Source organism: Micromonospora rhizosphaerae (assembly GCF_900091465.1).
Lineage (GTDB): Bacteria > Actinomycetota > Actinomycetes > Mycobacteriales > Micromonosporaceae > Micromonospora > Micromonospora rhizosphaerae.
The window spans coordinates 5,566,907-5,587,826 of record NZ_FMHV01000002.1 but is presented as its reverse complement, the minus strand read 5'-3'; the positions used below and the strand labels follow the sequence as shown (position 1 = coordinate 5,587,826).

The following is a 20,920-nucleotide window of genomic DNA, read 5'->3' as shown; positions in this document are numbered from 1 at the left end:
CTGCCAGCCGCCGAGAGGACGTGTCAGATGACCTTCTTCGAATATCTGGAGAGCCGCCGCGACCTGCTGGTCGCCCAGACAATTGAGCACGCCACGATCGTGCTGATGGCGGTAGCGCTGGCGACGCTCATCGGCATGTCCATCGCCGTTCTCACCTACCGCCACCGTCGCGCCCGGGGAATCGCCGTCGCGATCGCCGCAGCTGTGCTGACCATTCCTTCGTTCGCGTTGCTCGGCCTGTTGATCACACCGCTGGGCTTGGGGTACCTTCCCGCGCTGGTCGCGCTGACCCTGTACGCCCTGTTGCCGATCACCCGTAACACGGTGGTGGGACTGACCGAGATCGACCCCGCGCTGACCGAAGCGGCTCGCGGCATCGGGATGAGCTGGGTGCGGATGCTGTGCACGGTCGAGATACCGCTGGCATGGCCGGTCATCCTGGCGGGTATCCGCGTCTCCACCCAGATGACGATGGGCATCGCGGCGATCGCCGCGTACGTCGGCGGCCCGGGCCTGGGTAACCAGATCTTCTCGGGCCTGGCCAACCTCGGCGGCGTCAACTCGCTGAACCAGGCCCTAATCGGCACCCTCGGAGTGGTCGTCCTCGCCCTCGTCCTGGACCTCTGCCTGGGCCTGCTCGGTGTGCTGACCCGGGGCCGCCGGTCTGCCCTCTCTCGGTCAACCGCGCCGTCCCCCGCCGAGCAGCCGGACTCCGTCACGACGCTGGCCGGCGCACCGTCCCTCCCGGCTCCGTCCACCACCCAGGGAGGTCAACGATGACCGCTGACGTGATGATCGAACTGCAACAGGTCAGCAAGCTCTACCGGGGACAGAAGACCCCGGCCGTCGAGGACGTGTCGATGACCATCCGGCGGGGCGAGATAGTCGTGCTGGTCGGCCCATCCGGCTGCGGCAAGACCACCACCATGAAAATGATCAATCGATTGATCGAGCCCACCTCTGGGCGGATCATGGTGGACGGATCAGACGTCACCTCGCTCGACCCGACCGAGCTGCGCCGGCGTATCGGCTATGTCATCCAGCAGGTGGGGCTCTTCCCTCACATGAGCGTGGCGACCAACGTCGGGTTGGTGCCGAAGATGCTTGGTTGGGACCGCAAGCGGATCGACGCCCGGGTCGACGAGCTGCTGCACCTGGTCGGGTTGGAGCCCGGCCAGTACCGGCACCGCCTGCCACGGCAGCTCTCCGGCGGCCAGCAACAGCGCGTCGGGGTTGCCCGCGCGCTCGCTGCCGATCCGCCGGTGATGCTGATGGACGAGCCGTTCGGCGCCACGGATCCGTTGACCCGGGACCGGCTGCAAAACGAGTTCCTCAGGCTGCAGGAGAAGCTGCAGAAGACCATCGTCTTCGTCACCCACGACTTCGACGAGGCGATCAAGATGGGCAGCCGCATCGCGGTGCTCGGGGATCGATCGAGCATCCGGCAGTTCGACACCCCGGAGCGGCTACTGAGCAATCCCGCGGACAAGACGGTGGCCCAGTTCATCGGTGCGGGCGCCTCACTCAAACAGCTCAACCTTCGCCGGGTCGACGCGGTCGAATGGGACGAGGCCGAGTTGGTCCACTTGGACGACTCGCCGACGTCGGCGCTGCGCCGGCTGGACGAGACCGGCGAGTGGGCCGTACTGAGCGTGGACAGCGAACGGCGCCCGCTGCACTGGATCACCGCCCGGGACCTGGATCCGAATCAGGACAACCTGCGGGGGACCGGCGGACCCGCGACCGTGGTGGAGCCTCGTGCCACGCTGCACGACGCGCTCGACGCGATGCTGAGCAGCAGCAGTGGTGCAGCGGTGGTGGTCGACGACGCGGGCCGGTACCGCGGCACCCTGTCCATCGACCGGCTGATGCGGGCGATCGGTGAGATGCGCGAGAGCGAGCGGCTCCGCGATCGGCCGGTGGCAGAGGCCCCGAAGCCGGCGGACGGGCCGAGAGCCGATGCGATGCCCGTGCAGCGCCGTGGCACCCGGTCGGCGGCGGATGGGGAGACGCCATGAGCGTCGACACCGTCGCCTCCGGTCAGGTCGCGGACGCCCCACCCTCGCGGTGGCGGGGCCTGCTGCGCCGGCACGCGACCATGCCGCTGGTCCTCGCGGCAACGCTGCTCGCCACCTACCTCTGGGTGCGCTCGCTTGCCCTGGACGACATCGAGCGGCGCTCGCTCAATGCCGGGTACCTGCTTCAGGTGACCGGCCAGCACATCTCGATCTCCGCGATGACCACGCTGCTGGTGGTGACGATCGCGGTCAGCGCCGGCGTCCTGCTCACCCGCCCGGCACTGCGCTGGCTGGCACCGTTCGTCACGGCTCTGGCCAACATCGGCCAGGCGATGCCGGCCATCGGGGTGCTGGTACTGCTCAGTATCTGGTTGGGCATCGGCGCCGGCACCGCACTCATCGGGCTCGTGGCCTATGCGGTGTTGCCCGTGCTGCGTAACACGATCGCCGGAATCAACCAGGTCGACCGGCATATGATCGAAGCGGGCCGGGGCATCGGCATGTCCCCGCTCGCGGTCCTGCTCCGGGTCGAGCTGCCGCTCGCGGTACCGGTGATTCTCGCCGGCGTGCGCACGGCGCTGGTGCTCGCAGTCGGGGTCGCCACGCTCGCCACCTTCATCGATGCGGGCGGTCTCGGCGGATTGATCGTGACCGGGATCAAGCTTCAGCGTGATCCCGTCCTGGTCACCGGTGCGGTGCTCACCGCCACCCTCGCCCTGACGCTGGACTGGCTCGGCGGTGTGATCGCCGACCTGCTCCGGCCGCCCGGGCTCGACTGATCCACAGATCATCCACATCCCCTTTTCCCAACCGGCGCCCGTGCGTCGTGGAGGTCATCAATGCGTACCCGCACACCCCTTTCCCGGCTGGCCGCCGGTACCGCACTCATCGCCATGGCACTGACCGGTTGCTCGGTCACCACCGAGGACTCGGGTGCGGAGGTGGCGGTCGGAGCGGGGTCGATCAAGAAGGACGACGCCCTCGTCGGCCAGACGATCGTTGTCGGCTCCAAGGACTTCACCGAGAACATCGTCTTCGGCCACATCACCATGCTGGCGCTCAAGGCGGCAGGCGCGAACGTGATTGACAAGACCAACATCAAGGGGTCGGTCAACGTCCGCAAGGGTCTGCTCGCCGGAGAGGTCGACGTGTACTGGGAGTACACCGGAACCGCCTGGATCACCTACCTGAACCACACCGACCCGGTCCCCGACTCCCGGCAGCAGTACGACGCAGTGGTCAAGGAGGACAAGGAGAAGAACCAGGTCGTCTGGGGTGCCATCGCACCGGCCAACAACACCTACGCGATGGCGGTGCGTGCGGAGAAGGCCAAGGAGTGGAACCTTCGTACCCTGTCCGACCTCGCCGCGTTCGCCAAGAGCAAGCCGACCGACGCGACCTTCTGCCTGGAGAGCGAGTTCGCCGGGCGGAACGACGGGTGGCCCGGCATGACCAAGACGTACGCCATGAACGTGCCGAAGTCCAACATCAGGACCGTCGACACGGGAGTCGTCTACACCGAGACGAAGAAGGGCGAGTCCTGCAATTTCGGTGAAGTGTTCACCACCGACGGCCGGATCAGCAACCTCGACCTGGTGGTGCTGGAGGACGACAAGAAGTTCTTCCCCATCTACAACCCGGCGCTGACGGTCAACGGCGCAACCGCCGCCAAGTACCCGAACCTGACCAACATCCTTGAGCCGATTACCGCCAAGCTCGACGACGAGACCATCCGCAAGCTCAACGAGCGCGTCGACGTCAAGGGCGAACCGGTGGCGCAGGTCGCCGCGGACTGGTTGAAGGAAGAGGGCTTCATCGCCTGACGTCCCGCGCGACCGCGGGAGGCTCCCCGCACCCGGGGAACCTCCCGCGGTCGTCCCTGTCCACGTCAATGCTCCGGTCGGAGGCCTGGGGCATGTGACCGAGGTGGGCTCCCCGCCCGCGGCGCTCGTCAGCTCCCCGGGAGGCGGATGAGCTTGGCGTCGGCCCAGTCGCCGTGGTCGCTGTTGTTTGTGTTGCCGGCGTCGGTGACCCCTAGCACGAGTTGGTCGCCGCCGACGTCGGTTCCCCGGTCGGCGCACACAAGATGATGCCTTGAAGGTTCGATTCGTGCTAGAAGATCTCGCAACCGGGTTCGGCGCGGCCTGAATTCCGCTACTCAGGGCCGATAGGCAGATGCACTCGGCCAGCGCCATTTGCTCGACGTGATCCCCGATGCCGCCGGCCGCTTCATGCTGACAAGTTGGGAGCCGCTCTGCACGCCGTCGAGAGGACCAGGGCCAGGAAGTAAGCGAGGCTGGGTGATGCAGCCAGGAGACGCCCCCGACGGTGTAACCAGCAGCAGACGGCCCATCGGTCGGTGTCACCCGAGCGCGGTCAGCAGGGCCAACGGCGATGCCGCCGCCCAGGCTTGCGGCGAGCAGGAATGCGGGTACGGCACAGGACCGTCGTTCGCGATGCGGGGTAACCCGGTGAGCACCTCCGGGAGCCGATCGTCGTAGTAGGCGGCCGCGGCGAGCAGTCCCTCTGCGATGCGTGCCGCGTCGTCCCGCCGGCCGGCGGCGACCAGGCCGGCCACCGCGAATGCGGTGTCGTGGGGCCATACGCCGCCGCGGTGGTAGGACAAGGGGTGGTACGGCGCCTGACCCTCGGCGAGCGTGCGTACGCCCCAGCCCGAGAAGAAGTCGTCCTGTGCCAGCCGCCGCCCGACGGCGGTGGCCCAGTCGTCGGCGATGATGCTCGACCACAGCACATGTCCGGCGTTGGAGGCGAGGGCGTCGACCGCCCGGCCGGAGCCGTCCAGGGCCAGTGCCACGAATCCGTCGGGCAGACGAAAATCGGCCGCGAACCGCGTCTGCAACGCGTGGGCGCGGGCGGTTAACTCCCCTGCCCAGGAGGCGTCGCCCCACACCTGCTCGGCGATCCGGGCGGTGCCGAGCAGGCCGCGGTAGGCGTACGCCTGGGCCTCGGACACCGCGATCGGCCCGGCCGCCGGTGTGCCGTCCCGAAAGACGATCGAGTCGGCCGAGTCCTTCCAGCACTGATGCACGAGGCCCGGCCCGTCGGTGCGGTAGGTCAGGTAGCCGCGAGCGTCGAGCTGCCTGCACACCCAGCCGGCGGCGGCCCGCGCCGGGCCTTCGAGGGCCTTGGCGAGGACGTCGTCGCCGGTCAGCTCGTGGTACGCGGCCAGCAGCGCCAGGAACAACGGGGTCGCGTCGACGGTGCCGTAATAGCGACCGTACGGAACCTCGCCAAGCGTCGCCAGCTCGCCGAAGCGCAGCTCGTGCACCACTTTGCCGGGTTCCTCGACGCGGGCCGGATCATTGCGGCCGCCGAGGAATGCGCCGAGCGCGCGTAGTGTGCCGGCGGCGAGTTCCGGGCGGTACGGCAGTGCGAACAGCGACGAGATGAGGCTGTCGCGGCCGAAGACGGTGAGGAACCAGGGCGCGCCGGCGGCGGGCACATGGGCGCCGGTCGGCAGCCCGGGCACCTTGACGCGGAGGGCGTCGAGGTCCGCGAGGCCGCGCCGGACGCAACGGGCCAGGTCGTCACGTGCGACGTGCGGCATCGGCGGGGATGCCTCCATGGACGGCGCGGGCCGTCCGGCGTCCACGGTCAGGCTGACGGACGCCGAGCCGTGCGGCGCGAGTGTCAGCGTCCACTCCGCGCTGTCGGTGGTCAGCCGGGCCGCCGGCGCCGCAGTCACCGTGGTGCTGCGCCGGAAGCCGCGCCGCTCGTAGGCGAGGATCAGGCCGTCGCCGTCGAGCGTGGTGGTCCGGACCGCGTCCGACTTGTCGAAGACCCGGTCGGAGCGCAGCTCGAACTGGTCGGCGAAGTCGGTGGCGAGGTGGTATCCCAGGCGTACGGTCTGCGGCTCGTTGACGTACGACTGCAGTGTCAGTGTCTCGACCAGCCGGCCGGCCGTCACCTCGCGCTGTCGGTGCACGGCGAACGGCGGATTGGATCCGCGCGGGGTGTCCGGGATGGCCACCGACGTGGTGCCGGAGGACCGCAGCGTCCGCAGTGGCCGCCCGTGCACTCGCAGTGCCAGCGTCGACAGGTGCCGACAGTCGTCGACGAACAGCCCGTCGAGCTCGTCTTCTCCCAGGTCGGCGCCGGGTGCGGAGGTCAGCAGACAGGTCGACCCCGCCACCATGACGGAGGGGGTCATGCGGCGCGGATGAGGTCGAGGGTCAGCGCGGCCGTCCAACTGAATCCGTCGCTGCCGTGTCCGGTGCCGGTCAGTGGGTCGACGTACTCGCGGAACCCGGTCTCGAGCACCCGGTGCAGGAGCCGGTCGCGCAGGTCGTCGGCCAGTGCCGTCTCGCCGTGCAGGCGCAGCCCGTGCCAGAACAGCCAGCTGGTGTTGACCCAGCCCGGTCCCCTCCAGTACTGGCCCGGGACGTGGTCGGGCGCGGTCAGGTCGTAGGAGGGCAGCGGGCACGCCTCGCGGAGCCGGAAGCGGTTGCCCAGCGCGGTGTCGACGAGTTCCCGGGCCACCGGCAGCCCCGGCACGATCATCGGCATCAGGCCGGTGATCGACCAGGAGCGGACGAGCTCGCCGGTGTTTACGTTGCGGGGGAAGAACATGTTCGCGGCCGGGTCGTACAGCCGGGACACCAGGGCGGCGGTGAGCCGGGCGGCCGTCGCGAGGTGTGGTGCCGGGTCGCGACCGATCGCCGCGGCGATGTCGGCGAGCGCGTGTTCGCCTGCGATCAGCAACGCGTTGTACAGCGGGTCTTCGATCGCGAAAGCGTGCATTGACGGCGAGTCGGCGTACCCGGCATCGCGGTAGTCGCTCGCCAGCCTGATGTAGCGGCCGTAGTCGAGGTCGGTCGGCCGTTCGGCCGCCGGCGCATGGGCCAGGTCGCGCCGGGTGAACGAGCCGGGCGGCGCCGGCTCGATCCGCGACAGCGGCGCGTCCCACGCCGGACTGTTGTCCATCCCGGACTCCCACGGGTGCACGATCGAGGCGAGACCCGCGCCACCCAGGTCGCGTCGGGTGAGCAGGTAGTGGTGCCAGTGGGCGAGTCGCGGGTACATCCGCGGCAGGAAACCGCGGACGTGCGCGACGGCCGGGTCGGCGCGGTACGTGGCCCAGGTCGCGAGGGCATGCGCGGGCGGTTGCACGATCCCGGAGGTGGGCACGGCCGCCGCGTTCGCGGATCCCGAGCGCCAGAACCCGGGTCCGGGGAAGTACGCGTCCCCCGGAACGTCCGGATCGAAGACGATGTGCGGTACCCGGCCGTCGTGCCACTGGGCGCCGAACAACGACTCGAGTTCCCGCTGTGCGCGGGTGGGGGATAGGTGGCGCAGCCCGATCGCGATGAACGCCGAGTCCCAGCTCCACTGGTGCGGGTACAGCTTGGTGGCCGGCACGGTGGCGCGCGCCCGCCAGTTCGTCACCAGTACCCGCCGGGCGGCCCGGTCGAGGTTACGGTGGTCGGACGCCGCGGGGCGGGTGTCCACCGCGATGGTGGGTGCGATGGTCATGCGGCGACGCCCACCATGTGGCGGCGCAGGAAGCCGGGGATGCCGGCGACGGCCGCGATGGGCTCTCCGCGCAGCCGGCACTCGACGGCGAGGTGACCGTCGTAGCCGATCGCGTCCAGGGTGCCGAGCAGTGCCGCCCAGTCCAGGTGACCGGCGCCGGGGTGGAAGCGGTTGGAGTCGCTGACCTGGACGTGCCCGAGGTGCCTGGCGGCCAGTACCAGGGCGGTGGTGGGCTCGTCCTCCTCGATGTTCATGTGGTATGTGTCGGCGAGCACCTTGACCGAGGAGAGTCCGACCGCGGTGATCAGCTCGACCGCCTGCTCAAGCCGGTTGACCATGTGGTCCTCGTAGCGGTTGAGCGGTTCGAGGGCGAGCACCACTCCCTCCCGCGCGGCATGCTCGCCCAGTTCGGTGAGACCCTCGATGAGCACCGCGCGGTCGTCCGGCTCGCTGCGGGGCGGTTCGAACGGGGGCAGCCGGCGGGAGAACATGCCGTACGAGGCCGGCGTGCACGCGACCGCACCGGGCCCACCGATCTCCGCGATGACCGACAGCTGGGACTTCATCTGCGCGATCGCGTCGCGGCGCAGGTCCGGGTCGAACGCGCCGAAGAAGTGCAGCATCTCCACGCACACCGATGGCATCGGCACCCCGTCGCGGGCGGCGCGGCGGAGCTCGGGCAGCCGGTCGCGGAAGGCGAAGTCGCCGCGGCCCCGCACTTCGATCGCGTCGTAGCCCGCCCGCTGGGCGAACTCCCACTTGTCCTGGAGCGTCGCGCCGGGCAACAGCTGTTCCTGGCAGGAAACCTTGATCATGAGAACTTCAACACCACCTGAAGTGCCTCTTCGGGCCGGCGGTCGAGCATGTCGAAGGCTTCCGCCGCCTCTTCCACCGGAATGACATGGGTGACCAGCCCGACCGGGTCGACCTTGCGGTCGAGGGCGAGCTGGAGGAACGTGTGGTTGAGGCGGGCTTGGTCCCACCGGCCGGCGAGTGCCGGCGGCACGCCGCCGATCTGGGAGGACACGAGTCGCACCCGGTTGTGGTGGAACTCGTCGCCGAGCCGCAGGCCGACTCCGTCGCCCTGATAGAAGCCGGAGGAGACGACCCGGCCGTCGACGGTGACGGAGCGGATCGCGTCGTGCAGTGCGCGGTAGGAGCCGCTGATCTCGATCGCGACGTCGGCGCCGCGGCCCTCGGTGAGCTGGCGCAGCTGCCGCGCGACGTCTTCGGTGACGGCATTGATGGTGGCTGCGGCACCGTACTCGCGTGCCTTGTCGAGCCGCGACGGTACGGTGTCGACGGCGAGCGCGGTGGCGCCGCTCAGCTGGACCAGCCGGGTGGTGAGCAGGCCGAGCACGCCTTGACCGAAGACGGCGACCATCTCACCGAGATGGATGTCGGCGGCGAGCACGGCGTTGAGCGCCACCGCGCCGACGCGGGCGAATGTCGCGGCGACCGGGTCGAGACCATCGGGCAGGGCGCAGCCGCGCAGCCGGTCGACCGGCAGCACGGCCTCGCCGCGATGTCCCCAGATGCCCCAGACCTGCTGGCCGACCGCCGGGATCGCCGGATCGTCGTCGGCGGCGACGTCGGGTGCGACCTCGACGACTTCACCGACCTCCGAGTAGCCGAGCCCGGCGATCGGGTAGCTGAGGCCCGTCCCCTCGACGAACAGCCGTAGGGCGGGGTCCCAGGTCCTGTTCAGGTACGGGTTGGTGCCCCGGTAGGCCGTCAGTTCGGTGCCGGCGGAAATGCCGGAGAAGCTGGTGCGAACCCTGATGTGGCCAGGTTTGAGTTCGACGCTGGGCTGCTCGATCACATCGACGTGACGCGGCGAGGTGAACTGGACTATTTGGGACACTCTTGCTTTTCACCCCAAGGTTGGGTAGGGATGCGCGCCGTTAACGCGGCCGTTAGGAGCAAGATGCTACCGACTTATGTGTTGCAATCAAGTATAAGGTTTGCTGAAATCCTGGCCGCAGCGCGCGTTCGTAGTGCATGGTCATCAACCCAACACGGAGGGTGTTTCGTGAAGAGCAAGGACGCTCGAGCCGTCGGTGGCTCGTGGGCGGCGTAGCGGCGGGCCTACTCGCCGTGCCGGCGCTGGCCGGGTGTGGCGCCGAAGATGCCGGCACTCTGCCCGACGTGGTCGGTGCGCTGCCGCTGGCGTCCGTGGCGCAGATGGCCTCGAACCAACTCCTCGACACCACGGTTGCGGCACTACCTGTCGACGATCCCGGAGAGAGTCTCGAGGAGGCCGCTGCCGTCGACGGCTACACCCGATTGCAGACCATTCGCAAGGTGGTGTTGCCCTTGGTCGCGCCAGCGGTGATGGCCAATGCCCGGTATGTGTTCATGATAGCTTGGAACGAGTTCCTGTTTGCTTCTGCTCTTCCTGGTCGAGGACCGGGCGGACTGGACGGTCTCACTAGGACTCACTCAGCTTTCGGGTGGCATCGAGGTGAGCAAGACGGTGTTGATGGCCGGGTCGGTCGTCCTCACACTGCCGATCGTGATCATCTTCTTCGCCGCCGAGCGTCTGCTGACGGAGGGACTGACTGCTGGTGCCGATAAGGGCTAGGCCGGTGGGCAACCAGAGTTCCGCCGGCCACCTGCTGTGGCTGGTCCGGACGGGCCGTGCCCGCACCCGTGCGGAACTCCAGACCTACACCGGGCTGTCCCGCTCGACAGTCACGCAGCGGATCGACGCGCTGCGGGCCGCCGGTTACCTGCGCGCCTCCGGCGTGGAAGGATCCACCGGCGGCCGGCCAGCGGAACTGCTGGAACTCGACACCGGCCACGGCGTGGTGATGGTGGCCGACCTCGGCGCCAACCACGCCTGGGCCGCCGTGCTCAACCTCAACGGGCAGCTGCTCGCCGAGGAACATGAGCTGATCAAGATCGGCGTAGGCCCGGAGGCGGTGCTGGGCTGGGTCGACGCCGCCTTCGCCCGGCTGCTTCCGAAGGCCGGCTGCGAGCCCACCCAGGTGCGAGGGATTGGTGTCGGCGTGCCCGGCCCGGTCGAATTCGAGGCCGGCATGGTGACCCAACCACCGATCATGCCGGGCTGGGACGGCTACCCGATCGCCGAGCGACTGCGCACCACCTGGAACCGGCCGGTGTACGTCGACAACGACGCCAACCTCATGGCGCTGGGCGAGCAGACGCTGCATTACCCCGACTGCCCGACGCTGGTGCTGGTCAAGGTTGCCACCGGAATCGGCGCGGGCGTCATCGTCGACGGCCAGGTCTACCGCGGCATCGACGGCGGTGCCGGCGACATCGGCCACATCCGGCTACACGACTATCCGCAGGCCCGCTGCCAATGCGGTCTCTACGGATGCCTGGCGGCGGTGGCCAGCGGTCTCGCGCTGGCCCAGCACCTCACCGCTTCCGGTACGCCCACCTCCTCCGGAGCTGAACTGGTCGAGCGGATCCGCTCTGGTCACACGGAGGCGGTTCACCTGGCCCGCACGGCGGGCAAGCTGGTCGGCGAGGTGCTCGCGACCGTGGTCTGCCTGCTCAACCCGGGTGTGCTGGTCATCGCGGGCGACCTGGCCGAACTGCATTTCGTGACCGGGGTGCGCGAGATGCTGTACCAGAGCGCCTTGCCCCGCTCGACCCGCCGCCTCGAGGTCACGACCAGTCAGCTCGGCGACCGCGCGGTGTTGGCCGGTGCGCACGCGATGGTCATCGAGCAGGTGTACGCCCCCGAGACCGTCGACGCCGCCCTAGCCTGATCACCCCACCCGCTACGCCGCGTCGCCGCACCCCGGCCCGGCGGGCGTACCGCACCGACCTGGAGAGTGAGCCGTGGGACGCGATATGACCCCGAACGTAGACCCGGTCACGGTTGGGCTGGTGGGGGCGGGGCCCTGGGCAGCGACCATGCATGGGCCCGTACTCGCCGCCGGGCCCGAGACTCGGCTGACCGCCGTGTGGGCGCGCCGGCCGGAAGCGGCGGCCGAGCTCGCCGCCACACTCGGCACGACCGCCGCCAGCTCCTACGAGGAACTGCTCGACCGCTGCGAGGCGGTCGCGTTCGCCGTGCCGCCCGACGTCCAGGCCGCCCTCGGCATCCGCGCGGCAAAGGCCGGCAAAGCGCTGTTGCTGGAGAAACCACTCGCACTCGACCTCGACGACGCCCGCCGACTCGCCGACGCCGTCGGCAACGCCGGCGTGGTCAGCCAGCTGGTGCTGACCAAGCGCTACCACCCCCGCACCCGCGCGTTCCTCGCCGCGGCGCGAGACTTCCCGGCCATCGGCGCTCGCGCCAGCTACCTGCACGGCGCGTTCCTCGGTGGCCCGTTCGCCACCGGGTGGCGGATGACGTACGGCGCCCTGCACGACCTCGGCCCGCACCTGCTCGACCTCGCCGACGCCGCACTCGGCCGGATCACCGACCTGCGCGCTTGCGGTGACCCGCGACGGTGGGTCGAGTTGACCTGCGAACACGAGGGTGGGGCGGTCAGCCAACTTTCGCTCTCCGGCGCGGTCGGCCTGCCGTCCTCACGCGCCGGCATCGAGCTCTTCGGGCGCACCGGCGCGATGGGCCTCGACTTCGCCACGGTGGACCACGCCGAGTGCTGGCCGATCGTACGGGCCGAGTTCGCCGCCGCCGTCCGCACGAAAACGCCGCACCCCCTCGACATCCGCCGCGGGTTGCTCCTCCAGGAACTGCTGACCGCGGCGGCCCGCATGACCGGGTGAGCGCGTGTACCGTGCTTGGTCATCACGGTATTCCCGACCGCGCCTGGTTCGGCTGCGCGGATGACGGCGTCGACAGAGCCGACCTCGACAGCGCGGGTGCCGAAAACCCCGTCCGTGCAGATCATGCGGCGTGTTCATACTCGTGCAGGATGCCGCCCAAGCGGTCACGTCGGCGGACGTCGAGGGGTGTGATCTGGTCTGGATCGGTGAGCGGTTCGGGTAGTGGGTGGAGTGGTCGGGCGTTCGAGATGCCCCGATGGCGTCGGTGGGCGTTGTGATGCCGCTCGTACTCGTGCAGGGCGTGCAGGAGGTGTGCCTGGTCCCAGATCAACATGCGGACCAATAACTCGTGGCGGCAGCTCTGGATCCACCGCTCCATGGGGAGTTCATCCGGGGCATCTGAATGCCGCTGAGCACAACCTCGATCCCCGCCTCGGCGAGGACGGCGTCAAACAGCTCCGGGAACTTTCCGTCCCGGTCCCGGATCAGGAACCTCGCCCGGCAGCCCGCGTCCTCGAGGTCCATGGCCAGGTTCTTCGCACTCGCGGCGTACTGTGCTCACCCAGCGTTCGGCAAATAACGAATCCTCGGCGGCGTGCTCAACGAGTACCACCGAGCGCCCTGACCCGATCAACGAGGCCGCGGGTCAGGCCGGCGCAGCGAGTTCCGGCACGGTACAGGCGGCCGGTCGGCCCGGCCATGGGCGTCGTCCCGCGTCACCGCTCGTCGATCATGACCTCGATGCTGTAGTCCTGAGCTCGGTAGCAGTGGTCGCCGTACTCCACCGGGTTGCCTGCCGAGTCGAACGCGCTGCGCGTCATGGTGAGCACGGGCTCGGACGGCTTCAGCCCCAGGTGCCGCCGTTCGGCCGCGGTCGGGGTGCGTGCGCCGATCGTCTGGTGCGCGACGACCGGCCGCACGCCACGATCGCGTAGGAGGGCGTACAGGCCCTGCGCCTGGAGCTGCTCCCGGGTGATGTCGGCGCACGACGATGGCAGCCAGTTGCGCAAAATGGCCAGCGGGCGGTTGTCGGAGAACCGCACGCGGACGATCGAGAGCAGTTCGGCGTCGGCGGGCAGATCGAGCGCCGCCGCCACGCGCTGGTCCCGCACAAGTTCATGCTGCAGAACGATGGTCGTGGGTCGGCCCGCGTCGCGCTTGAGGTCGTCGTAGAGGCTGGTGAGTTCGGCGCGCCGGTGCACCTTGCGGTTGGCGACCGTGGTGCCGAGTCCGCGCCGGCGCAGCAGCAGGCCCTGGCTGACCAGTTCCTGGATGGCCCGTCGCACCGTCGGCCGTGACAGGTTGAGTCGCTCGGCGAGGGCGATCTCGTTCTCGAATGGATCGCCGGGCTGCAGCTGGCCACACCGGATCGCGGTGCCGAGCTGCTCCGCGAGCTGGTGGTACAGGGGCACGGGGGAGGACCGGTCGATCGTCACGCCCACTCGGATGACCATGGCCGGCACCCTACTCCCAAAAGCCAGAATGACGTTACGTGAAGATGTCAGAACAAGCTCTTGACGATACATCGATGTACGGGCACGCTACACCCCACGGCCAGCGGCGGAAACCAGCCGCGGGAACCGCAGCCATCGACGCCGTGGATTGGATGATTCATATGCGCATCGGGCTCGCGGGTGTGGGAAGGATCGGCGCTTTCCATGCCCGGACCCTGGTAGGCCTCGACTTCGTCGACGAACTCGTCGTGACCGACACCAACGTGGAGGCTGCCCGGGCCCTCGCCGAGGAGTTCGGTATCGAGGTCGCCGCGGATTCCGAGGCGCTGCTCGCCTCGGGCGTCGACGGTTTCGTGATCGCGACGGCCACCCCCGGGCACGCCCCGCTGCTGTGGCAGGGGATCGCGGCCGGGGTGCCGACCTTCTGCGAGAAGCCCGTCGCGGCCACCCTCGAAGAGACCATCGCGCTGACCGGCCTCGTCGCGGCCACCGGGGTGCCGGTGCACGTCGGCTTCCAGCGACGCTTCGACGCCGGCTACCAGCGCGCGCGGCGCGCGGTGGAGTCCGGCGAGCTGGGTTTCATCCACACCATCCGGGCCAACACCCACGACCAGTCCCCGCCGCACGCGTCCTACATCCCGACCTCGGGCGGGATCTTCCGCGACTGCAACGTGCACGACTTCGACATCCTCCGGTTCGTCACGGGGCAGGAGGTGACCTCTGTCTACGCGACGGGTGCGAACAAGGGGGCGGACTTCTTCTCCGGGGCCGGTGACGTGGACACCGGCGCCGCGCTGCTGACCTTGGACGATGGCACGATGGTCCTCGTCTCCTCGACCCGCTACAACGGCGCCGGACACGACGTGCGCATGGAGGTGTTTGGCGAGAAGGGCACGATCGCGGTCGGGCTGGACCACTCGCTGGCGATGGGGTCCGCCGAGGAGGGGGTCGACTTTCCCCGGGGCCCCCGAAAGTGGTCCTTCATGGAGCGCTTCCTTCCGGCGTACCAGGCCGAGCTCACCGCGTTCGCGGACGTCGCCCGCGGCAAGCGACCCTCGCCCTGCACCGTCCGCGACGCCCTCGAGGCCTTCCGTGTCGCCGAGGCCTGCGAACTGTCCCGGGTGGAGCGCCGCCCGGTCGCACTCTCCGAGATCAAGGGAGTCTGAGGCCATGACCGCTGTCAGCGCCGAACCCACCGGGCCGGCCGCCGACCGCAGCCCGGTGGCCGACCGCATCGCCGGGGCGCCCATCTCGTGGGGAGTCTGCGAGGTCCCCGGCTGGGGCCATCAGCTGGAACCCGCCGTCGTGCTGCGCCAGATGCGCGAAGTCGGTCTGGCCGCCACCGAGTTCGGACCGGAGGACTTCCTTCCTGACGACCCCTCGGCCAAGGCCGCGACGCTGGCCGGGTACGGCCTGAAGGCGGTGGGGCAGTTCGTCCCCCTCGTCCTGCACGACCCGGGCCACGACCCGCTACCCGAGGTCGAACGCGCGATGGCCGGTCTGGTCGCGGCCGGCGCCTCCACGGTGGTCATCGCGGCTGCGACCGGTCAGGAGGGCTACGACGAGCGTCCGGTCCTCGACGAGTCCCGCTGGTCGACACTGCTGGGCAACCTTGACCGCATCACCGAGGCCGCATCCGCCCGCGGACTCGTGGCCACGCTGCACCCGCACGTCGGCACGATGGTCGAGAGCGGCGAGGAGACCGCCCGGATGCTCGCCGGGAGCCGCATCGGCCTGTGCCTCGATACCGGACACCTGCTCATCGGCGGCGGCGATCCGGTCGCGGTGGCGCAGCAGCACCCCGGGCGGATCGCCCACACCCACCTCAAGGACGTCCGCCTCGACTGGGCCCGGCGGGTGCAGTCCGGCGAGGTGACCTACACCGAAGCCGTGGCCGGTGGCATGTACGTCCCGCTCGGTCAGGGTGACGTCGATGTCAAGGCGATCGTGACGGCCCTTGAGGACGGCGGGTACGCGGGGTGGTACGTCCTCGAGCAGGACTGCATCCTGGCCGGCGCTCCGGCCACCGGGTCCGCGGGACCGGGCCCGGTGGCCGACGTACGGGCGAGCATCGGGCACCTGCTCGCCGTGGCCGGCAAACCGGCCGTGGCGGGACCGAGCGCGGCAGGGGCCTGACGATGGTGACGGCAGCAGGCGCGACGTACGACCTGGTGGCGATGGGTCGGTGCGGGGTGGACATCTACCCGCTCGACCACGGTGTGGGCCTCGAGGACGTCAAGCGCTTCGAGAAGTTTCTGGGCGGAAGCGCGACCAACGTCGCCGTGGCCGGGGCGCGGTACGGACGCCGGACGGCGCTCATCACGCGTACCGGCCGCGACCCGTTCGGTCGCTACATCCGCCGGTCGCTGCGTGAACGCGGCGTCGACGACGTGTTCGTCGCCGAGGTCGATGGCCCCCGACGCCGGTCACCTTCTGCGAGATCTTCCCCCCGGACGACTTCCCGCTGTACTTCTACCGCTATCCGACCGCCCCCGACCTGATGATTCAGGCGGAGGGACTCCCGCTCGATGCGATTCGCGCGGCCCGGGTCTTCTGGGCCACCGTCACCGGGCTGTCGCAGGAGCCGTCCCGCACGGCGCACTTCGCCGCGTGGCAGGCCCGCGGCCGGCGGTCGCACACCGTCCTCGACCTCGACTACCGGCCGATGTTCTGGCCGCACTCGGTAGAGGCCGGCGACCAGGTCGCCAAGGCCCTGGAGCATGTCACCGTCGCGGTCGGCAACCGCGAGGAGTGCGAGGTGGCGGTCGGCGAGACCGAACCTCAGCGCGCGGCGGACGCCCTGCTCGAGCGCGGGGTGGAGCTCGCCATCGTCAAGCAGGGACCCAAGGGGGTGCTGGCCGCGACCGCCGACGAGCGCGTCGAAGTGCGGCCGTTCCCCGTGACGGTGGTCAACGGCCTCGGCGCGGGTGACGCCTTCGGGGGTGCGCTGGTCCACGGGCTGCTCAACGGGTGGGAGCTGGGTCGCATCCTGCGCTTCGCCAACGTGGCCGGGGCGATCGTCGCGTCCAAACTCGAGTGCTCCAGTGCCATGCCAACCACCGCCGAGGTCGAGGCCGTCCTCGCCACCGCGGGACAGGAGGGATGATCATGACGACGACCCGTTCGACCATCGCCGATCTGACCGAGATCCGGGTACGCGAGCCGCGACGGATCATCGACGGCTGGGCAGCCCGCCGGCGCCGGCAGCTCGTCGGCGTGGACGGCAGGCTGCTGATCGTGGCCGCGGACCACCCGGCGCGCGGCGCGCTGGGCGTGCGTGACGACCGTCAGGCCATGGCCTCGCGCAGCGCGCTGCTGGAGCGGCTGGCCACCGCGCTGTCCCGCCCCGGCGTCGACGGCGTTCTCGGCACGCCCGACATCCTCGACGACCTGCTCCTGATGGGGGCGTTGGAGGACAAGGTCGCCATCGGGTCGATGAACCGAGGCGGCCTGCAGGGCGCGGTCTTCGAGCTCGACGACCGGTTCACCGCGTACACGGCCGACGCGATCGCGGCCCGGGGGCTGGAGGGCGGCAAGATGCTTACCCGCATCTGCCTCGGCGATCCGGGTACGGCAGCCACGCTGCAGGCGAGCGCCCACGCGATCACCGAGCTCGCCGCCCACGGTGTCATGGCGATGGTGGAGCCGTTCCTCTCGGTTCGGGAAGACGGCCGGGTGCGCAACCTGCTCGACCCCGACTCGACCATCACGTCGATCCACATCGCTGCGGGTCTGGGGTCCACCAGCCTGCACACCTGGCTGAAACTGCCCGTGGTCGACGATCTGGAGCGCGTCATGGACGCCACCACGCTGCCGACGCTTCTGCTCGGCGGTGACCCGAGACGCGACCCGGACGACACGTACGCCGCGTGGGGCAAGGCGCTCGACCTGCCGGCCGTGCGCGGCCTGGTGGTCGGGCGGGCGCTGCTCTTCCCGCCGGACGGTGACGTGGCCACCGCCGTCGACATCGCCGCGGAGCTTGTGCACGGGGGGCGGTGATGAGCGACAACGCACGCTGGGTGCATCCCTTCGGCAGCGCGGGCGACGGCGACTTCCAGGTGTGCATCAGCGACGCCCTCGACGGGTGGCGCCACACCAGCCTGCGGGTGGCCACGCTGGCACCGGCCGCTCAGGTGAGCCTCGACGCCGGCGACAGCGAGGTCATCGTCGTACCCCACGACCTCTACTACCTGAACGTCATGGCCGGCCCCGGGCCGACCCGGGCCTGGCTCATCTGCGACGACCCCGCCCACGCCCGGGTGCGGGCCTCGTGGGCCCAGCAGGATGTCGGCCCGAGACTGCCGATCGGAGGACCTCGATGACCGCCGGCGCCGACACGGTACGCCTGACCGTGGGGCAGGCCGTCGTGCGCTTCCTGGCCAGCCAGTGGAGCGAGCGGGACGGCCAGCGCCAGAAGCTGTTCGCCGGGTGCCTCGGCATCTTCGGCCACGGCAACGTCGCGGGCGTGGGCCAGGCTTTGCTGCAGAACGAGCTGGCCGAGGACGAGGAGCGCCTGCCCTACGTGCTGGCCCGCAACGAGCAGGCCATGGTTCACACCGCGGTGGCCTACGCACGACAGAAGGACCGCCTCCAGACCTGGGCCTGCACGGCGTCCGTCGGCCCCGGCTCGACGAACATGCTCACCGGGGCGGCCCTGGCCACCGTGAACCGTCTGCCGGTGCTGCTGCTGCCCTCGGGCACATTCGCCACCCGGGTGTCCGGACCGGTGCTGCAGGAGATCGAGGTGCCGCACGCCGCGGACGTCACCGTCAACGACGCCTTTCGCCCGCTGTCGCGCTTCGTCGACCGGGTCAATCGGCCGGAGCAGCTGCCCTCGGCCCTGCTCGGCGCCCTGCGGGTCCTCACCGACCCGGTGGAGACGGGCGCGGCGACCATCGCGCTGCCGCAGGACGTGCAGGCGGAGGCGTTCGAGTGGCCGGTCGAGCTTTTCGCCCCGCGGGTGTGGCGGGTCGCCCGGCCGGTTCCGGAGGCTGTCGACGTCGCGGACGCGGCCGCGCTGATCCGCTCGGCGCAGCGGCCGCTCATCGTCGCCGGTGGCGGGGTGCACTACTCCGGCGCGGAGGAGGCGCTGCGCGTGTTCTGCGAGGCCACCGGCATCCCGGTCGCGGAGACCCAGGCCGGCAAGGGCGCGCTGCCGCACGGTCACCCGCAGGCCATGGGCGCGATCGGCTCGACGGGCACGACCGCCGCCAACGCGTTGGCCCGGGAGGCCGACGTCGTCATCGGCATCGGCACCCGCTACAGCGACTTCACCACCGCTTCGCGCACCGCCTTCCAGGATCCGGGCGTCCGCTTCGTGAACATCAACATCACCCGGTTCGACGCCGGCAAGCACGCGGGGCTGCCGGTCGTGGGGGACGCCCGCGAGGCCGTCACCGCCCTCACCGCAGCCCTACAGGGGTATGCCGTGGACCCGGCGTACCAGGGTCGGCAGGCGAGGCTGTTCCGCGACTGGGACGTGCGGGTGGAGGCCGCCTACCACCCTCCCGCCGAGGTCACCGACGCACTCGCCGACGGCGTCCTCACCCAGGGCACCGTGCTCGGCTGCGTCAACGAGCTGTCCGACCCGAGGGATGTCGTCGTCTGCGCCGCCGGCTCCATGCCCGGCGATCTGCACAAGCTGTGGCGTGTCCGGGACCGCAAGGCCTACCACGTCGAGTACGGCTACTCGTGCATGGGCTACGAGATCCCCGGCGGCATCGGGGTGCGGCTGGCCGACCCCGACCGGGACGTCTTCGTCCTGGTGGGCGACGGCTCCTACCTGATGATGCCGACGGAACTCGTCACGGCCGTGCAGGAACGGGTCAAGGTGATCGTCGTTTTGGTCCAGAACCACGGCTTCCACTCCATCGGCTCACTGTCGGATTCCCTCGGCTCACAGCGGTTCGGCACCAGGTACCGATTCCGTAACGACGCCACCGGCCGGCTGGACGGCGGAAAGCTGCCGATCGATCTCGCCGCCAATGCCCGCAGCCTCGGCGCGACGGTGATTGAGGTGCGCAGTCGCGGGGAACTCGAGCAGGCGATCAAGGATGCCAAGGCCGCCCAGGCGGACGGCGGCCCCGTCGTCATCCATGTCGAGACCGACCCCACCGTCCACGCCCCCGATAGCGAGTCGTGGTGGGATGTTCCGGTCAGTCAGGTCAGCGACCTCGACACCACCCAGCGCGCCCACGCCGCGTACGCGGAGCACAAGGCCACCCAGCGCGCACTGCTGGCGCCGACCGAAAGGAGGAACCGATGAGCAGGCCGGCCATGATCGGCAGCGCCCCGGACAGCTGGGGCGTGTGGTTCCCCGACGATTCCCGGCAGACTCCCTGGCAGCGCTTCCTGGACGAGGTCGCCGCCGCCGGCTACACCCGGATCGAGCTGGGGCCCTACGGCTACCTGCCCACCGACCCGGCCCGGCTGCGCGACGAGCTCGACAAGCGGGGACTGACCGTGACCGCGGGCACCATCTTCGAGCACCTGCATCGCGCCGACTCGTGGGACACCACGTGGCAGGACGTGTCCGCGGCCGCCACGCTGACCGCTGTCATGGGCGCCCGGCACCTCGTGGTCATCCCGGACTTCTGGCGCGACCCGCAGACGGGGAAGGTCCTCGAGGACGCACACCTGACCGACGAGCAGTGGGTGGCGTACGCCGGGCAGATGAACCGGCTCGCGCGGCGCATCCGGGAGTCGTTCGGCCTGCAGATCCAGTTCCACCCCCACGCCGACACCCACGTGGACACGCACGAGAACGTGGAGCGGTTCCTCGACGAGACGGACCCCGACCTGGTGAGCCTGTGCCTGGACACGGGGCACATCTCCTACTGCGGTGGGGACAACCTCAAGCTCATCGGCGACCATCCCGAGCGGATCGGGTATGTGCACCTCAAGCAGGTCGACCCCGCTGTCGTGGCCGCCGTGCACGAACAGGGCATCGGCTTCGGCGAGGCCGTTCGGATGGGCGCCATGTGCGAGCCACCGGCGGGCATCCCCGACATGCCCCCCATCCTCGACGCCCTGGCAAATCTCGACGCGGAGATCTTCGCCATCGTCGAGCAGGACATGTACCCGTGCCCCGCCGACAGACCCCTGCCCATCGCGAGGCGGACCCTGACGTACCTGCAGTCCTGCGGCCCGCTGCGCTGACCGGCTCCTGCGGGAGCAGCTGACACACCACCGATCGCACCAGGCACCGACGATCCCCCAACAGGCGGTACCACCGCCTGACCC

22 protein-coding genes and 1 pseudogene are annotated in these 20,920 nt (G+C 70.0%); 16 read left to right on the top strand and 7 right to left on the bottom strand.

What is annotated here, in order from left to right:
* Positions 1-27 precede the first annotated feature (27 nt).
* Genes GA0070624_RS26305 through GA0070624_RS26290 form a run of 4 tightly spaced genes read left to right on the top strand, consistent with a single transcriptional unit; the run spans position 28 to position 3,841 of the window.
* A complete protein-coding gene (locus GA0070624_RS26305) occupies positions 28-780 on the top strand; it encodes an ABC transporter permease (protein ID WP_091345609.1) in 753 nt (250 codons plus the stop codon).
* Positions 777-2,018 (top strand): betaine/proline/choline family ABC transporter ATP-binding protein, encoded by a 1,242-nt coding sequence (locus GA0070624_RS26300; RefSeq protein WP_218105310.1) that lies wholly within the window; start codon positions 777-779, stop codon positions 2,016-2,018. The genes GA0070624_RS26305 and GA0070624_RS26300 overlap by 4 nt, the downstream gene beginning before the upstream one ends.
* A complete protein-coding gene (locus tag GA0070624_RS26295; protein WP_091345608.1) occupies positions 2,015-2,797 on the top strand; it encodes an ABC transporter permease in 783 nt (260 codons plus the stop codon). Before GA0070624_RS26300 ends, GA0070624_RS26295 begins: the two co-directional genes overlap by 4 nt.
* Before the next feature lie 60 nt (positions 2,798-2,857).
* Positions 2,858-3,841, top strand: a complete 984-nt coding sequence (locus GA0070624_RS26290) for a glycine betaine ABC transporter substrate-binding protein (protein WP_091345607.1) — start codon at positions 2,858-2,860, stop codon at positions 3,839-3,841.
* Positions 3,842-3,969: 128 nt separating this feature from the next.
* Here the strand turns inward: GA0070624_RS26290 and GA0070624_RS37005 are convergent, their stop codons facing one another.
* The 5 genes from GA0070624_RS37005 to GA0070624_RS26265 form a co-directional block, all read right to left on the bottom strand.
* Positions 3,970-4,101, bottom strand: a complete 132-nt coding sequence (locus GA0070624_RS37005; protein WP_176731886.1) for an NPCBM/NEW2 domain-containing protein — start codon at positions 4,099-4,101, stop codon at positions 3,970-3,972.
* Positions 4,102-4,380: 279 nt separating this feature from the next.
* Entirely contained in the window at positions 4,381-6,189 is a 1,809-nt protein-coding gene (locus GA0070624_RS26280; RefSeq protein WP_091345605.1) for an amylo-alpha-1,6-glucosidase, read from the bottom strand.
* The gene (locus GA0070624_RS26275) at positions 6,186-7,511 is read right to left on the bottom strand and encodes an MGH1-like glycoside hydrolase domain-containing protein (protein WP_091345604.1); all 1,326 of its coding nucleotides are present in this window, start codon (positions 7,509-7,511) and stop codon (positions 6,186-6,188) included. Before GA0070624_RS26275 ends, GA0070624_RS26280 begins: the two co-directional genes overlap by 4 nt.
* On the bottom strand, positions 7,508-8,326 hold the full coding sequence (locus GA0070624_RS26270) for a sugar phosphate isomerase/epimerase family protein (protein WP_091345603.1): 819 nt from the start codon (positions 8,324-8,326) through the stop codon (positions 7,508-7,510). Before GA0070624_RS26270 ends, GA0070624_RS26275 begins: the two co-directional genes overlap by 4 nt.
* Positions 8,323-9,375: a zinc-dependent alcohol dehydrogenase gene (locus GA0070624_RS26265; RefSeq protein WP_091345602.1), complete on the bottom strand. Its 1,053-nt coding sequence runs from the start codon at positions 9,373-9,375 to the stop codon at positions 8,323-8,325. The genes GA0070624_RS26270 and GA0070624_RS26265 overlap by 4 nt, the downstream gene beginning before the upstream one ends.
* 137 nt (positions 9,376-9,512) lie before the next feature.
* Between GA0070624_RS26265 and GA0070624_RS36665 the strand changes: the two are divergent.
* The 4 genes and pseudogenes from GA0070624_RS36665 to GA0070624_RS26250 form a co-directional block, all read left to right on the top strand.
* A pseudogene (locus tag GA0070624_RS36665) lies at positions 9,513-9,851 on the top strand (hypothetical protein); the annotation flags it as partial.
* Positions 9,852-9,894: 43 nt separating this feature from the next.
* Positions 9,895-10,095 carry an ABC transporter permease family protein gene (locus GA0070624_RS36070; protein ID WP_245719225.1) on the top strand — a complete coding sequence of 67 codons (201 nt, stop codon included), beginning with the start codon at positions 9,895-9,897 and terminating at the stop codon, positions 10,093-10,095.
* Positions 10,096-10,099: 4 nt separating this feature from the next.
* Entirely contained in the window at positions 10,100-11,254 is a 1,155-nt protein-coding gene (locus GA0070624_RS26255) for an ROK family transcriptional regulator (RefSeq protein ID WP_091345601.1), read from the top strand.
* 85 nt (positions 11,255-11,339) lie between these two features.
* Positions 11,340-12,224 carry a Gfo/Idh/MocA family protein gene (locus tag GA0070624_RS26250; RefSeq protein ID WP_091345600.1) on the top strand — a complete coding sequence of 295 codons (885 nt, stop codon included), beginning with the start codon at positions 11,340-11,342 and terminating at the stop codon, positions 12,222-12,224.
* Between the two features lie 327 nt (positions 12,225-12,551).
* Here the strand turns inward: GA0070624_RS26250 and GA0070624_RS35035 are convergent, their stop codons facing one another.
* The gene (locus tag GA0070624_RS35035; protein ID WP_176731885.1) at positions 12,552-12,749 is read right to left on the bottom strand and encodes a hypothetical protein; all 198 of its coding nucleotides are present in this window, start codon (positions 12,747-12,749) and stop codon (positions 12,552-12,554) included.
* A gap of 191 nt (positions 12,750-12,940) precedes the next feature.
* Positions 12,941-13,750: a GntR family transcriptional regulator gene (locus GA0070624_RS26240; RefSeq protein WP_218105308.1), complete on the bottom strand. Its 810-nt coding sequence runs from the start codon at positions 13,748-13,750 to the stop codon at positions 12,941-12,943.
* 89 nt (positions 13,751-13,839) lie between these two features.
* Here GA0070624_RS26240 and GA0070624_RS26235 point away from each other — a divergent pair, with 89 nt between their 5' ends.
* Genes GA0070624_RS26235 through GA0070624_RS26205 form a run of 8 tightly spaced genes read left to right on the top strand, consistent with a single transcriptional unit; the run spans position 13,840 to position 20,836 of the window.
* Positions 13,840-14,844, top strand: coding sequence for a Gfo/Idh/MocA family protein (locus GA0070624_RS26235; RefSeq protein WP_091345597.1), 1,005 nt, complete (start codon positions 13,840-13,842; stop codon positions 14,842-14,844).
* A 4-nt stretch (positions 14,845-14,848) separates the two neighbouring features.
* Positions 14,849-15,814 carry a sugar phosphate isomerase/epimerase family protein gene (locus tag GA0070624_RS26230; protein ID WP_091345596.1) on the top strand — a complete coding sequence of 322 codons (966 nt, stop codon included), beginning with the start codon at positions 14,849-14,851 and terminating at the stop codon, positions 15,812-15,814.
* A 2-nt stretch (positions 15,815-15,816) separates the two neighbouring features.
* Positions 15,817-16,179, top strand: a complete 363-nt coding sequence (locus GA0070624_RS36505) for a PfkB family carbohydrate kinase (protein ID WP_281181010.1) — start codon at positions 15,817-15,819, stop codon at positions 16,177-16,179.
* Positions 16,179-16,784 (top strand): PfkB family carbohydrate kinase, encoded by a 606-nt coding sequence (locus GA0070624_RS26225; protein ID WP_281181009.1) that lies wholly within the window; start codon positions 16,179-16,181, stop codon positions 16,782-16,784. Before GA0070624_RS36505 ends, GA0070624_RS26225 begins: the two co-directional genes overlap by 1 nt.
* Before the next feature lie 2 nt (positions 16,785-16,786).
* The gene (locus GA0070624_RS26220) at positions 16,787-17,677 is read left to right on the top strand and encodes a Cgl0159 family (beta/alpha)8-fold protein (protein ID WP_176731884.1); all 891 of its coding nucleotides are present in this window, start codon (positions 16,787-16,789) and stop codon (positions 17,675-17,677) included.
* Positions 17,677-18,000 (top strand): 5-deoxy-glucuronate isomerase, encoded by a 324-nt coding sequence (locus GA0070624_RS35400; protein ID WP_218105307.1) that lies wholly within the window; start codon positions 17,677-17,679, stop codon positions 17,998-18,000. Before GA0070624_RS26220 ends, GA0070624_RS35400 begins: the two co-directional genes overlap by 1 nt.
* Positions 17,997-19,943 carry a 3D-(3,5/4)-trihydroxycyclohexane-1,2-dione acylhydrolase (decyclizing) gene (gene iolD / locus GA0070624_RS26210; protein WP_091345594.1) on the top strand — a complete coding sequence of 649 codons (1,947 nt, stop codon included), beginning with the start codon at positions 17,997-17,999 and terminating at the stop codon, positions 19,941-19,943. The genes GA0070624_RS35400 and iolD overlap by 4 nt, the downstream gene beginning before the upstream one ends.
* The gene (locus tag GA0070624_RS26205) at positions 19,940-20,836 is read left to right on the top strand and encodes a TIM barrel protein (protein ID WP_091345593.1); all 897 of its coding nucleotides are present in this window, start codon (positions 19,940-19,942) and stop codon (positions 20,834-20,836) included. Before iolD ends, GA0070624_RS26205 begins: the two co-directional genes overlap by 4 nt.
* Positions 20,837-20,920: the final 84 nt, after the last annotated feature.

Bases quoted from the DNA above. Each gene is read 5' to 3' on its own strand.
- GA0070624_RS26305 (WP_091345609.1), top strand. From the start codon at position 28: ATGACCTTCTTCGAATATCTGGAGAGCCGCCGCGACCTGCTGGTCGCC.
- GA0070624_RS26300 (WP_218105310.1), top strand. From the start codon at position 777: ATGACCGCTGACGTGATGATCGAACTGCAACAGGTCAGCAAGCTCTAC.
- GA0070624_RS26295 (WP_091345608.1), top strand. From the start codon at position 2,015: ATGAGCGTCGACACCGTCGCCTCCGGTCAGGTCGCGGACGCCCCACCC.
- GA0070624_RS26290 (WP_091345607.1), top strand. From the start codon at position 2,858: ATGCGTACCCGCACACCCCTTTCCCGGCTGGCCGCCGGTACCGCACTC.
- GA0070624_RS26280 (WP_091345605.1), bottom strand. From the start codon at position 6,189: ATGACCCCCTCCGTCATGGTGGCGGGGTCGACCTGTCTGCTGACCTCC.
- GA0070624_RS26275 (WP_091345604.1), bottom strand. From the start codon at position 7,511: ATGACCATCGCACCCACCATCGCGGTGGACACCCGCCCCGCGGCGTCC.
- GA0070624_RS26270 (WP_091345603.1), bottom strand. From the start codon at position 8,326: ATGATCAAGGTTTCCTGCCAGGAACAGCTGTTGCCCGGCGCGACGCTC.
- GA0070624_RS26250 (WP_091345600.1), top strand. From the start codon at position 11,340: ATGACCCCGAACGTAGACCCGGTCACGGTTGGGCTGGTGGGGGCGGGG.
- GA0070624_RS35035 (WP_176731885.1), bottom strand. From the start codon at position 12,749: ATGGACCTCGAGGACGCGGGCTGCCGGGCGAGGTTCCTGATCCGGGAC.
- GA0070624_RS26240 (WP_218105308.1), bottom strand. From the start codon at position 13,750: ATGTATCGTCAAGAGCTTGTTCTGACATCTTCACGTAACGTCATTCTG.
- GA0070624_RS26235 (WP_091345597.1), top strand. From the start codon at position 13,840: ATGCGCATCGGGCTCGCGGGTGTGGGAAGGATCGGCGCTTTCCATGCC.
- GA0070624_RS26230 (WP_091345596.1), top strand. From the start codon at position 14,849: ATGACCGCTGTCAGCGCCGAACCCACCGGGCCGGCCGCCGACCGCAGC.
- GA0070624_RS36505 (WP_281181010.1), top strand. From the start codon at position 15,817: ATGGTGACGGCAGCAGGCGCGACGTACGACCTGGTGGCGATGGGTCGG.
- GA0070624_RS26225 (WP_281181009.1), top strand. From the start codon at position 16,179: ATGATTCAGGCGGAGGGACTCCCGCTCGATGCGATTCGCGCGGCCCGG.
- GA0070624_RS26220 (WP_176731884.1), top strand. From the start codon at position 16,787: ATGACGACGACCCGTTCGACCATCGCCGATCTGACCGAGATCCGGGTA.
- GA0070624_RS35400 (WP_218105307.1), top strand. From the start codon at position 17,677: ATGAGCGACAACGCACGCTGGGTGCATCCCTTCGGCAGCGCGGGCGAC.
- iolD (WP_091345594.1), top strand. From the start codon at position 17,997: ATGACCGCCGGCGCCGACACGGTACGCCTGACCGTGGGGCAGGCCGTC.
- GA0070624_RS26205 (WP_091345593.1), top strand. From the start codon at position 19,940: ATGAGCAGGCCGGCCATGATCGGCAGCGCCCCGGACAGCTGGGGCGTG.